The 12164-nt window shown below is 69.0% G+C and carries 9 protein-coding genes; 5 read left to right on the plus strand and 4 right to left on the minus strand.

The genetic code is table 11. The features are described 5' to 3' along the window. The first annotated feature begins 83 nt into the window (after window positions 1-83). The gene (locus ABD679_RS11795; RefSeq protein WP_344760177.1) at window positions 84-1205 is read left to right on the plus strand and encodes an inorganic phosphate transporter; all 1122 of its coding nucleotides are present in this window, start codon (window positions 84-86) and stop codon (window positions 1203-1205) included. A gap of 118 nt (window positions 1206-1323) precedes the next feature. Here ABD679_RS11795 and ABD679_RS11800 read toward each other — a convergent pair whose 3' ends face one another. Beyond that, a complete protein-coding gene (locus ABD679_RS11800) occupies window positions 1324-1734 on the minus strand; it encodes a hypothetical protein (protein ID WP_344760178.1) in 411 nt (136 codons plus the stop codon). A gap of 68 nt (window positions 1735-1802) precedes the next feature. On the opposite strand from ABD679_RS11800, the gene ABD679_RS11805 reads away from it, so the two are divergent. Together ABD679_RS11805 and ABD679_RS11810 are read left to right on the plus strand one after the other, a co-directional pair. After that, window positions 1803-2108 (plus strand): MGMT family protein, encoded by a 306-nt coding sequence (locus tag ABD679_RS11805; protein WP_344760269.1) that lies wholly within the window; start codon window positions 1803-1805, stop codon window positions 2106-2108. A gap of 149 nt (window positions 2109-2257) precedes the next feature. Next, window positions 2258-2920, plus strand: coding sequence for a rhomboid family intramembrane serine protease (locus ABD679_RS11810; protein WP_344760179.1), 663 nt, complete (start codon window positions 2258-2260; stop codon window positions 2918-2920). 263 nt (window positions 2921-3183) lie between these two features. Here ABD679_RS11810 and ABD679_RS11815 read toward each other — a convergent pair whose 3' ends face one another. The 3 genes from ABD679_RS11815 to ABD679_RS11825 form a co-directional block, all read right to left on the minus strand. Beyond that, window positions 3184-5202 (minus strand): M13 family metallopeptidase, encoded by a 2019-nt coding sequence (locus tag ABD679_RS11815; RefSeq protein ID WP_344760180.1) that lies wholly within the window; start codon window positions 5200-5202, stop codon window positions 3184-3186. Between the two features lie 190 nt (window positions 5203-5392). After that, complete coding sequence (locus ABD679_RS11820; RefSeq protein ID WP_344760181.1) at window positions 5393-7453, minus strand: M13 family metallopeptidase; 2061 nt, start codon at window positions 7451-7453, stop codon at window positions 5393-5395. Between the two features lie 224 nt (window positions 7454-7677). Continuing rightward, a complete protein-coding gene (locus ABD679_RS11825; RefSeq protein ID WP_344760270.1) occupies window positions 7678-9777 on the minus strand; it encodes a M13 family metallopeptidase in 2100 nt (699 codons plus the stop codon). Between the two features lie 258 nt (window positions 9778-10035). On the opposite strand from ABD679_RS11825, the gene ABD679_RS11830 reads away from it, so the two are divergent. Together ABD679_RS11830 and ABD679_RS11835 are read left to right on the plus strand one after the other, a co-directional pair. Then, complete coding sequence (locus ABD679_RS11830; RefSeq protein WP_344760182.1) at window positions 10036-10329, plus strand: putative quinol monooxygenase; 294 nt, start codon at window positions 10036-10038, stop codon at window positions 10327-10329. Between the two features lie 363 nt (window positions 10330-10692). Next, complete coding sequence (locus ABD679_RS11835) at window positions 10693-12015, plus strand: DEAD/DEAH box helicase (RefSeq protein WP_344760183.1); 1323 nt, start codon at window positions 10693-10695, stop codon at window positions 12013-12015. Window positions 12016-12164 lie beyond the last annotated feature (149 nt).

Here is a 12164-nt window from a genome sequence, read left to right on the forward strand (position 1 = left end):
GTGATGGATGGCCTGCACACCCGAGCGCAACCCGGTGCGCCGCAGCGCGTGGCCGGCACCGCCTCCACTGACGGAGCCGCGCGATGCTGACCCTGGTGCTGGTGGTCATCCTGGTGGCGCTGGTGTTCGAGTTCATCAACGGCTTCCACGACACCGCCAACTCCATCGCCGCCTCGGTGGCGACCAAGGCGCTGTCGCCGGGCCAGGCGGTGAGCCTGGCGGCGGTGATGAACCTGATCGGCGCGCTGACCGGCACCGCGGTGGCCGCGACCATCGCCACCGGCATCATCAACACCGACGTGGTGGAGGCCACCTCGCAGGTGATCCTCTGCGCGCTGCTGGGCGCGATCGTCTGGAACCTGATCACCTGGTGGTTCGGACTGCCGTCCTCGTCCTCGCACGCCCTGATCGGCGGCCTGTGCGGGGTGGCGCTGGCGGCGTCGGGCAACGACTGGAACGCGATGATCTGGTCGGAAAATCTCGGCCACTGGGCGGCCAACAAGGGCCTGGTGTGGAAGGTGCTGATGCCGATGGTGGTTTCGCCGGTGGCGGGTTTCCTGCTCGGCATGCTGATGATGATGGTGCTGTGGGCGCTGATCTCCGGCATGGAGCGCGTGGGCGGCGTGCTGGCGCGGATGGTGCGGCCGCGCTGGGTCAACCGCGTGTTCCTGCGCGCGCAGGTGCTGTCGGCGTCCTACATGGGCTTCGCCCACGGCCACAACGACGCGCAGAAGACCATGGGCGTGATCGCACTGACCCTGCTCGGCGCGGAGAGCGCGGGCGTGCTGGACGAGCTGCCGGCATGGCTGGGCTTCATGCATCCGGACAACATGGGCGACACCGGCGTGGCGACGTGGATCGTGGTGACCTGCGCCGTGGTCATGGCCGCCGGCACCGCATCGGGCGGCTGGCGCATCATCAAGACACTGGGCCACAAGATGGTCAAGCTGCAGCCGATCCACGGCTTCGCGGTCGACACCAGTTCGGCGACGATCCTCACCGTCGCCGCGCACTTCGGCATGCCGGTGTCCACCACCCACAGCATCTCCACCGCGATCATGGGCGTGGGCTTCGCCAAGAACCCGCGCGCAGTGAAGCTGGGCACGGTGGAGCGCATCATCTGGGCGTGGATCCTGACGATCCCCGCGGCGGGATCGGTGGCGTACCTGTTCTACAAGGCGTTTGCGCTGGCCGGCTGGGTCTGAAAGCCCGCCGACCCGTGGGAGCGGCTTCAGCCGCCGCGAGCTTTCGAGGGGCTGGCAAGGGCAAACCCCATGCCCTCTTCTTGCAAGGAAGGGCGAGTGCTTTCCCCTGGCCCCGGTCTTACAGCAGATCCCCTTCCGCCGACAGCGCCCGCTCCAGGCTGTCGCCCATGCCACCGATCTCGAGCACCAGGCGGTCGATCTCGGCCGCCGTGAGCGCGTCGTAGGGGCGGTTTTCGCACAGCTGCAGGTAGGGCACGCCGTCGAGTTCGTCGATGGCCAGGTAGCCGATCCGGCTCTGCCAGTTGAACACCAGCGCGCGGCGGCAGTCGACGCCGGTGATCGGCGCGATCACGGTGTTCACTCGCAGGTAGTTGCGGCCGTCGTCGTCGTGCAGCTCGGACAGGAAAATCGCCTGGTGGCGGCGCCCGCCGTCGAGCGAGAGCTCCACGCACAGGACGTAGGGCTCCTGCATGGTGACGCGATAGTCGCCGGCGCTGACGTGGCGGCGGATCTGCTCGAAGTTCTGCATGCTCGTGTGCCCTGGTCGCGGATGGCCGCTATGCTAGCCCAATGGCCTAAGCATCCGCCGAGCAGCGCATCCTCGCCGCGATCCGCGCGGTGCCGCGCGGGCAGGTGGCCGGCTACGGCCACATCGCGCGCCGCGCCGGATTGCCCGGGCGGGCACGGCTGGTGGCGCGGATCCTGTCCGGCAACGAGGACGCGAAACTGCCTTGGCACCGCATCCTGCGCAGCGACGGCCGCATCGCCCTGCCCGAGGGTTCGGCCGGCTGGCGCGAACAGGTCCAGCGCCTGCGCGCCGAGGGCGTGGTCGTCGAGAACGGCCGCGTCAGGATGCCGGCCGCAGACGCCAGCCTGGACGCGATGATCTGGGGGCCGGGTTAGCCGTCCTTCCCCTGTGGGAGCTGCCATGGCCGCGATTGATCTCCAGGAGGCATCGCGGCCATGGCCGCTCCCACGGCGGGCATCCGTCCGGGTACCGCTGGGATCGGGCCGCTCTGCCGGTATCATGCGCGGCAGCCACAAGGATCCCGATGTTCACCAATCTTCCCCCCGTCACCAAGGCGCTGTTGATCGCCAACGTCCTCGTTTTCCTGCTGGAACTGGCCGTGGGCATGCCGGCGCTGTCGCTGTTCATGCTCTGGCCGCTGCAGTCGGGCGGCTTCGATGCGCTTTCGCAGGGCGTGGGCTTCATGCCCTGGCAGCTGCTGACCTATGGCTTCCTGCACGATCCGAACAACTTCGCCCATGTGCTGTTCAACATGCTGGCGCTGCTGATGTTCGGTGCGCCGCTGGAATACACCTGGGGCAACCGCCGTTTCCTGACCTACTACCTGGTCTGCGTGGGCGGTGCGGGGCTGTGCCAGCTGCTGGTGACCACGTGGATGGCAGCGCAGGGCTCGCCGGTGGGACCGACGCTGGGTGCCTCGGGCGGCGTGTTCGGCCTGCTGCTGGCCTACGGGATGCTGTTCCCGAACCAGCGCGTGATGCTGCTGATCCCGCCGATCCCGATGAAGGCACGCACGCTGGTGATGATCTACGGCGCGATCGAACTGCTGCTGGGCTTCACCGGCCTGCAGCCGGGCGTGGCCCACTTCGCCCACCTGGGCGGAATGCTGTTCGGCTGGCTGCTGATCAACTACTGGCGCGGGAAGCCGCCGTTCAGCAGGAGCGGGGCGAGGATCAGGCGGTTCTAGACGGGGCGGGCAGGGGACGGGTGCCGGTGCTTGTGCTTGTGTAGGAGCGGCGGAAGCCGCGAGCTTTTGACCGGCCAGGACACGGCAGGGCATCGCGGCTTCCGCCGCTCCTGCGGGAGATGAGTCCGCGGCTGCATCGCGGCCATGGCCGCTCCCACAAGGGGCAGTGGAAGCTCCTCCCACAAGGGGGCAGTGAAAACGGAAACAGGCGCGGTTGCCCGCGCCTGTTCCGTGTCCGGTGACCGCCGCAATGGACGCGACGGTTACCGCCAGATCGAGACCTGCTGTTCCGGCTTTGCCTGCATCGCGGTGCCGGCCTTGCAGCCGTAGGCTTCGCCGAAGGCGGGCAGGTTCACCAGCGGGCCGTTGACGCGCCACTGGCCGGGGGCGTGCACGCCGACGGCGGCGCGGCGGGTGGCGTCGTCCTCGCTGGACTGCTGCGCCCAGAGCCGCGCCCAGCCTTCGAAGAAGGCCTGCTTCGATTCCTTCGGCAGCTCCGGCTGCGAGGCCGCCAGCGCGTCCCAGGCCAGTTCGACGCCGGCCAGGTCGGCGACGTTTTCTTCCAGCGTCTGGTTGCCGTTGACCTTGACCTCGCGCAAGCCGGGGTACGGGTAGGCCGAATACTGGGCCACCAGCGGCGCGGTGCGCAGGCTCCAGGCGGTTTCGTCCTCGGGCGTCCACCAGGTCTTCAGCTCGCCGGCGGCGTCGACGAACTTGCCCTTGGCATCGATGCTGCGGCCCAGCTCGTGCCCGACCAGCGCACCGAAGCTGCCGTAGTGGCTGGCGGCGTTCTGCGTCATGTCCAGCACCGGCGGCTGCAGCACGGCGGCGCTGACGACCAGGCGGTTGTGCGCCATGTCGTAGGCCAGCGCCGGCTGCTGCGCGAGCACTTCCCAGCGGCGCGTGGCATTGGCGCTGCCGATGCGCTTCATTTCCTCGCGGTGGCGCCAGGTGGAAGCGATCAGCATGTTGCCGCCGAAGCTGCCGCGGCCCATCGGCTGCACGCTGTAGTCCAGGTCGCGCTTGGGACGGCCGACCTCGATCGCCAGTTTGCCCAGCTTGTCCAGGGCCTGGGCCTTGGTCGGTTCGCTCATCCAGGTGCTGCGTTCGACCGCATGGACGAGGGCATCGCGGACTTCGCCTGCAATGGTTTCGGCGCGAGAGACGGTGGTCGCCGGCAGGTAGCGCGAGACGTACTCGCGCGCCAGCATCGGGCCTGCGGCGAGGTTGATCGCGTCCAGCACCAGCTGGTCGCGCGGCGGCGGCACGGTCTCGCCGCGCAGTACGCGGCCGCGGAATTCGAAGTCGGCGTCGCGGAAGCTCTTCGACAGGTACGGTGCCATCGCGTTGCCGACCTGGAAGCGCAGGTAGGCCTTCCACTGCTCGGGCTTGATCTTGTCGACCATCGTGTCGAGTTCGGTGAACAGCGCCGGGTTGGACAGCGAGACCACGTCGTCCTTCACCGCCTGCGCCTCGAGGAAGGCGTCCAGCTGCAGGTGGCGGTAGCCCTTGCCCAGCGTGTCGGTCTGCACCAGCGCGTAGTTGTTGCGCGGGTCGCGCATCAGCGACATCGGCTTGGAGGCCGCGGCGATGCGGGTCTCGATGTCGATCACCTGCTGCGCCTGCGCGGCGGCCTTGTCGGCCGACGTGCCGGTCAGGACCAGGATCTTCTCCACGTAGTCGCGGTAGCGGCCGAGCAGGGCCTGCGTGTCGGCGTCGGTGCGCGTGTAGTAGGTGGGGTCGGTCAGCCCCAGGCCGCCCTGGGTGAAGTAGCCGATGTGGCGGTTGAGGTCGGCCAGGTCCAGGTCGGGCGTGAACTGGAACAGCACCGGGATGCCGACCTGGTGCAGCGCGGCGATCGCCGGCGGGATGTCCTTGCTGCGGCGGATGCCGTCGATGCGGGCGAGCAGCGGCGCGATCGGCTGCGCGCCGTCGGCCTCGACCGCGGCCACGTCCAGGCCGCTGGCCCAGAAGTCGCCGAGCAGTTTCTGCACGTTGTTCTGCGGCGACTGCATCGCCGAGTCGAGCAGTTCGCGCTGCTGCCGGGCGGCCAGGTCGCGCAGCTGGCCGAGCGCGGATACCGTGCCCGAGCCGTCGACCAGGATGTTCGCATCCAGCCACGGCTTGTTGGTGAAGCTGTAGAAATCCGTGCAGGCGGTGACGGCGGGCTCGGCCTTCTTCTTCGCCGCGGCGGCGGCATCGTTGGCAGGCAGGCCGGCGACCAGGACCAGGGCGAGGGCCAGGGCGGAATACCCGGGGAAGGCGGGGCGCGCGTTGGGCATTGCGGATTCCATGCGAAAAGTCCGCGCGAGTTTATCAAGCCCGCAGGCCGGCTCACTGAATCGACCGGTGCGGATTGCGCGCGCCGGCGAATGGGAGCGGCCATGGCCGCTCCCTCCAGGTGTTGCTCTCCTGCAGGTGCCGCTCCCGACAGGCACACTGCCGGCGCGGGGCGCCGGCAGTGGCTTGCGGTCACCAGATCCGGACGCGCTGGTCCTCGGGCCGCACCATCGGGTCGCCGGCCTTGCAGCCGAAGGCTTCTGCGAACGCAGGCATGTTGGACGGTGCGCCGATCGCGCGGAACTTCGCCGGTGCGTGCGGATCGGTGTTGAGCAGCACCAGCTGCGCCTTGTCGCGGATGTTGCCGCGCCAGACCCGCGCCCAGCTCAGGAAGAAGCGCTGGTCGCGCGACAGGCCGTCGATCATCGGGTCGGGCTTGTCGCCGTCGGCGGCCTGCAGGGCGTCGTAGGCGAAGTTCAGGCCGCCCAGGTCGCCGATGTTTTCGCCCAGGGTCAGCTTGCCGTTGACGTGCTTGTCGGGCTGGTCGGCCAGCGGCGCGTACGCGTCGAACTGCGCGACCAGCTTGTCGGCACGGGCCTCGAAGCGCTCGCGGTCGGCCTTCGTCCACCAGTTGACGTTGTTGCCGGCGCCGTCGAACTGGCTGCCCTTGTCGTCGAAACCGTGCCCGGCCTCATGCCCGATCACCGCGCCGATGCCGCCGTAGTTGATTGCGTCGTCGCCGTGGGCGTAGAAGAACGGCGGCTGCAGGATCGCGGCCGGGAAGTTGATCGTGTTGGTGCCCGAGCTGTAGTAGGCGTTGACCGTCTGCGGGGTCATGTGCCACTCGTAGCGGTCGGTCGGCTGGCCGATCTTGTCCAGACGATAGCGGTAGTTGAAGGCGTTGGCCGCACGCACGTTGGCGAAGTAGTCGTCGGGCGCGATGTCCAGCCCGTCCCAGCCGCGCCAGGTGTCGGGGTAGCCGATCTTGGGCAGGAAGGTGCTCCACTTCTCCAGGGCCTTCGCCTTGGTCTCGTCGCTCATCCAGTCCAGGCCCTCGATGCGGGCCTTGAGCGCGTTGCGCACGTTGTCGACCAGCGCCTGTGCGCGCGCCTTGGCCTCGGGCGGGAAGTACTGCTTGACGTACAGCTGGCCCAGCGCCTCGCCCATGCCGCCGTTGACGGCCTCCAGTACCCGCTTCCAGCGCGCGCGCTGCTCGGGCTGGCCGTTGAGGGTGTGGCCGTAGAAGGCGAAGTTCTCGTCCTGGAACGGCGTGGACAGGTATTCGGAGGCGTCATCGATGGTGTGGAAAGCGAGGTAGTCGCGCCACTGCGCGGCCGGCACGTCGGCCAGCATCGCGTCGAACTGCCTGAAGAACTCCGGCTGCGAAAGCGAGAAGCCGTCGCCGGCGGGCACGTCGAGCGCCTTGAAGAAGGCCGCCCAGTCGAAGTGCGGCGTAATCCTGTTCGCTTCCTCGATGGTCATGAAGTGGTACTGGTTGGCCGGGTCGCGCAGCTCCACGCGCGACAGCGACGCCTTCGCCAGCCGCGTCTCGAAGGCGAGGATGCCGTCGGCCTTCGCCTTCGCGTCCGCCGCCGGCACGCCGGTCAGCTCGAACAGCTTCGCGATGTGGGCCAGGTAGGCGCTGCGGATGTCCTTGTATTCGTCCTGGGTGTAGTAGTCCGGCGTGGGCAGGCCGAGGCCGCCCTGGCGGGCGAAGGCGATCTGGCGCGCGGCATCCTTGAAGTCCGAGCCCGGCCCGAAACCGAAGCCCTGGCCGTCACCGCGGGCGAAGGCCTCGTCCAGCCAGGCGACGATGGCGGCGGTGTCGTCGAGCTTCGCGATCGCGTCCAGGTCCGGCTTGATCGGGTCGAAGCCGGCGGCGTCGATGGCCGCCGCGTCCATGCCCGAGCGGTACAGCCAGCCGATCTTCTGCCCGATCGAGCCGGCGGTCGCCTTGTCGGCGCCCGCGTCGGCGGCTTCCACGATGTCGCGCTGCGCCTGCAGGCTCTGCTCGCGCAGCTCGTCGAACGCGCCCCAGCGCGTGCGGTCGGCCGGGATCGGATTGGCGGCGACCCACTTGCCGTTGGCGTAGGCGTTGAAGTCGCGGCAGGCGGGGATCGACGGGTCGAGTTCGCCCACGTCGAAGACCGGCGAGGCGGAGGCGGCCGGCTCCGCTGCGCGCAGCGACGCCTGCGGGGCAGCCAGCACGAGCGTGGTGGCGAGGACGAGGGGCTTGAGCACGGATGCGGCCATGAGGGTTCCTTGCGTGTTGCGTGGATGGAAGCAGGATGCGGGAAGAACAACGGCCGTCGTGGAGAACCGCGACGGCCGTTGGCGTTGCAGCGTGTGCCGCGCGCGGTCACCCGCGCGCGGGATGGATCACCAGGTCACGACCGCGCCCCCGCGGCACTCGCATACCCGATTGTCGAACGCGCCGCAGCGCGCCGGGATGGCGAAGTGCCGGGGACGCCTTGCCGTCACCAGATCACGACCTTTTCATCGTCGCCGCGCACCATCGCGTCGCCGGCCTTGCAGCCGAACGCCTCGGCGAAGGCCGGCATGTTCGACGGCGTGCCGATCGCGCGGAAGTTCGCCGGCGCGTGCGGGTCGGTGGTCAGGCGCACCTTCAGCTCGTCGGGGGTGAAGTTGCGGCGCCACACCGTGGCCCAGTTGAGGAAGAAGCGCTGGTCGCGGGTCAGGCCGTCGGTCTTGGGGTCGTCCTTGCCCTCGGTCGCGACCTTCATCGCGTCGTAGGCGGTGTTCAGGCCGCCCAGGTCGGCGATGTTCTCGCCCAGCGTCAGCTTGCCGTTGACCTTGCCGCCGGCATCGGTGGTGTAGCCGTTGAACTGGTCGACCAGCTTGCCGGTACGCGCGGCGAAGCCCTTGGCGTCGTCGTCGGTCCACCAGTTCTCGAAGTTGCCGGTCGGCCCGAAGCGCGCGCCCTGGTCGTCGTAGCCGTGGGTCATCTCGTGGCCGATCACCGCGCCGATGCCGCCGTAGTTGGTGGCGTCGTCGGCGTTGGCGTCGAAGAACGGCGGCTGCAGGATGGCGGCCGGGAACACGATCTCGTTCTGCAGCGGGTTGTAGTAGGCGTTGACCGTCTGCGGGGTCATGCCCCATTCGGTCTTGTCGACCGGCTTGCCGATCTTCGACAGGTCCCACTTGTAGTTGAATTCGGTGGCGGCCAGCACGTTGCCGATGTAGCTGTCGCGGCTGGTGTCCAGCCCGCTCCAGTCACGCCACTTGTCGGGGTAGCCGATCTTGGGCGTGAAGGTCTCCCACTTGGCGATGGCCTTCTGCTTGGTGTCGTCGCTCATCCATTCGAGCTTCTCGATGCGGGCCTTGAGCGCGACGCTGAGGTTCTTGACCAGGTCTTCCATCTTGGCCTTGGCGTCGGGCGAGAAGGCGACCTTGACGTACAGCTGGCCCATGGCCTCGCCAGCGTCGCTCTCGATCGTGCCCAGCACGCGCTTCCAGCGCGGCTTGATCTCTTCCTGGCCGCGCATCGCCTTGCCGTAGAAGTTGTAGTTCTCCTCGACAAAGGCGTCGCTCAGGTAGGGCGCTGCGCCGTCGACGGTGTGGAAACGCAGGTAGGCCTGCCAGGTGGACGGAGCGGTGTCGGCCAGCATCTTGCTGACCTCCTCGTGGAACGCAGGAATGGCCAGCGAGAACTTCTCCTGCGGCGCCACGCCCTGCGATTCGAAGAACTTCGTCCACGGGAAGTTCGGCGTCAGCTTGTCGGCCTCTTCCATCGTGACCGGGTTGTAGTACAGCGACACGTCGCGCGACATTTCCTCGCTCGACTTCGACACCTTGGCCAGGCGGGTCTCGAACGCGACCACGGCCTTGGCCTGGTCAGCGGCATCGGCGGCAGGAATGCCCGACAGCTCCAGCGTTTTGGCCACGTGCTTTTCGTAGGCGTCGAGCTTGTCCTTCTTGTCGGCGTCGAAGTAGTAGCCCTTGTCGGGCAGGCCAAGGCCGCCCTGCATGGCGTAGGCCATGTTCATCGACGAGTCCTTGAAGTCGGCCTCGGCGCCGAAGCCGAACAGCATGTTCTCGCCCTTCGCCGCGCTGCTGCGCAGGTAGTCGGCGATGGCGTCCTGGCTGTCGAGCCTGGCGATCGCGTCCAGGCGGTCCTGGATCGGGGCGATGCCCTGTTCGTTGATCCTGGCCTCGTCCATGCCGGTGGCCCAGAAGTCGCCGACGATCTTCTCCACGCCGGTGGCGTCGGCATCGGCCGCGGCCTGTTCGGCGAGCTGGTGCTGCACGCCGACCGAGCGCTCGTCGAGCATCTCGAACGCGCCCCAGCTGGTGCGGTCGCCCGGCACCGGGTTGGCGGCCAGCCACTTGCTGTTGGCGTAGGCGTTGAGGTCGGTGCAGACATTCTTGCTGTCGTCGATGTCAGCGAACTGGAAGCGGTTGACCGGCGGCAGCTTGCTCTCGTCCAGGGTCAGCGCCTTGGCGCCGTTCGCGTCGGCGTCTGCGGTGGCTGCGGGCGCGTCGTCGGCGGCAGGCGCATCGGCCTTGTCGCCGGAACATGCGGACAGCGCCAGCGCGACGGCCAGCGAAAGGAGCAGGGCTTGCGGTTTCTTCACGGTCACTTGCAACTCCGGCCCGGAAGGGCATTGGATGGAAAAAGGGTGCGCCGGCCGGCAGGCGGAACCGGGCATTCGGTCACGATACCCCCGCCTCCGGCGGGCCGGGGGTGTCGAAGGTCATGGCGCCGGGCGCTTGCAGGGGGGCCGTTTCCCCGCGAGCCGCGTCAACACCGGGTGCTCACCCGCCACCTGCGACGCTGCCCGCGGACAGGGCGCATCGAGTCGAGGAGGCGCGGGATGACGAAGCTGGCCATGCTGGTGAACATCGAGGCGAAGTCGGGCAAGGAGCGGGAGGTCGAGGCGCTGCTGCTGGGCGCGCTGCCGCTGGCGCAGGCCGAGGCCGGTACGCGCGGCTGGCATGCGTTCAGGTCGGGGCCGTCGACGTTTGGCATCTTCGAGACCTTCGACGACGAAGGCGGCCGGCACGCGCACGCCGAAGGGCGGATCGCCCGGCTGCTGCTGGACCATTCGGAGGAGCTGCTCGCGCGGCCGCCGCAGATGGTCAGCGTGGACGTGCTGGCGGCGAAGTAGGGCGGATGCCTGGCCGGGGGCGAAACTGAACGCCGGGATCGCGGCCCCGGATGCACCGGCGCCCGCATTCACGTAAACTCCGCCGGTCCTGCAACACGGCTGCCGCTGCCCGGATCCAGATCCGGGTAGTTACGATCCTGGTACGCCTGCCGCGACGGCCGAACACTTCGGTCCCCCGCGGCCTTATCCCGCACGTCCTTCGTCGCGCAGGCACGGTCCGGAGCATCCGGTAACCGTTCAACCCATTGTCCGCGGCGCGGTTACGGATAGCCAGGACAAACAATCGCACTCCTGCCGGGAGCCCGCGCGCCATGCGTGGCTCGTTGCTGTTGGCGGGCGTCGATTTCCAGGAGCAACCGATCCATGACGTTCGAAACTCTCGGGCTTTCGCCCGCACTGCTGCGCGCGCTTGCCGACGCCGGCTACACCACTCCCACCCCGATCCAGGCCCAGGCCATCCCGCTGGTGCTCGGCGGCCACGACGTGCTCGGCGGCGCCCAGACCGGCACCGGCAAGACCGCCGCGTTCGGCCTGCCGCTGCTGCAGCGGCTGGCCAGGCAGACCCCCGCCAACGGCCCGCGCAAGCCGCGCGCGTTGGTACTGGTGCCCACCCGCGAGCTGGCGGTGCAGGTCTCCGACAGCCTCAAGGCCTACGGCCGCGGCCTGCGCCTGCACGTGGCCACGCTGTTCGGCGGCGTCGGCATGCAGCCGCAGGTGGACAGCCTGCGCCGCGGCGTCGACGTGCTGGTCGCCTGCCCGGGCCGCCTGCTCGACCACCTCGAGCGCGGCACCGCCAAGCTCGACGCGGTCGAAGTGCTGGTGCTCGACGAAGCCGACCGCATGCTCGACATGGGTTTTTTGCCCGGCATCAAGCGCATCCTTGCCCGGGTGCCGAAGGAGCGCCAGACGCTGCTGTTCTCGGCGACCTTCGAGCCGCGCATCAAGGCGCTGGCGCTGGAGTTCATGCGCAACCCGCAGCAGGTGCAGGTGGCGGCGAACAACACCATCGTCGACACCATCACCCACCGCGTGCACCCGGTCGACGCCGCGAACAAGCGCGCGCTGCTGGTGGACATCCTCAGCCGCCGCCATACCGACCAGGTGCTGGTGTTCGGCAAGACCAAGCACGGCTGCAACCGCCTGGCCGAACAGCTGGAGAAGGACGGCCTGAAGGCCGTCGCCATCCACGGCAACAAGAGCCAGGCGCAGCGGCAGAAGGCGCTGGACGCGTTCAAGGCCGGCCGCGCGCGCGTGCTGGTGGCCACCGACGTGGCCGCCCGCGGGCTCGACATCCCCGACCTGCCGCTGGTGGTCAACCACGACCTGCCGATGGTCGCCGAGGATTACGTGCACCGCATCGGCCGCACCGGCCGCAACGGCGCGACGGGCGAGGCGCTGTCCCTGGTGGCACCGGAAGAGGGCGGCCTGCTGCGGCAGATCCAGCGCATGCTCAAGGCCGAGATCGTGATGGAAACGGTCGAAGGCTATGCGCCGAGCACGCCGATCCGCCTGGATGCGCCGATCCCGAAGAACGGCGGCGGCCGTCGCCAGGGCGCCCCGCGTCCGGGCGGCAAGCCCGCGCATCGCCCGCACGGCAAGCCCGGCGCGCGCAACGGCGCGCCCGGACACGCCGGGCCGAAGCAGCATCGCGGCCGCGGCGGGCAGCGCGGTACGCGCGCAGGCTGAGGCTTCGGCGCATCGCAAAAGGGCCGGCATTGCCGGCCCTTTTCTCAAATCCGTCATTGCAGGAGCGGCTTCAGCCGCGAGCCCTTGCCTTGTTCCGACACGGCGGATCGAAAAGCTCGCGGCTGAAGCCGCTCCTGCAAGGGGCGCGC

Origin of the sequence: Luteimonas lutimaris (genome assembly GCF_039537065.1) — a bacterium.
GTDB classification, from domain to species: domain Bacteria; phylum Pseudomonadota; class Gammaproteobacteria; order Xanthomonadales; family Xanthomonadaceae; genus Luteimonas; species Luteimonas lutimaris.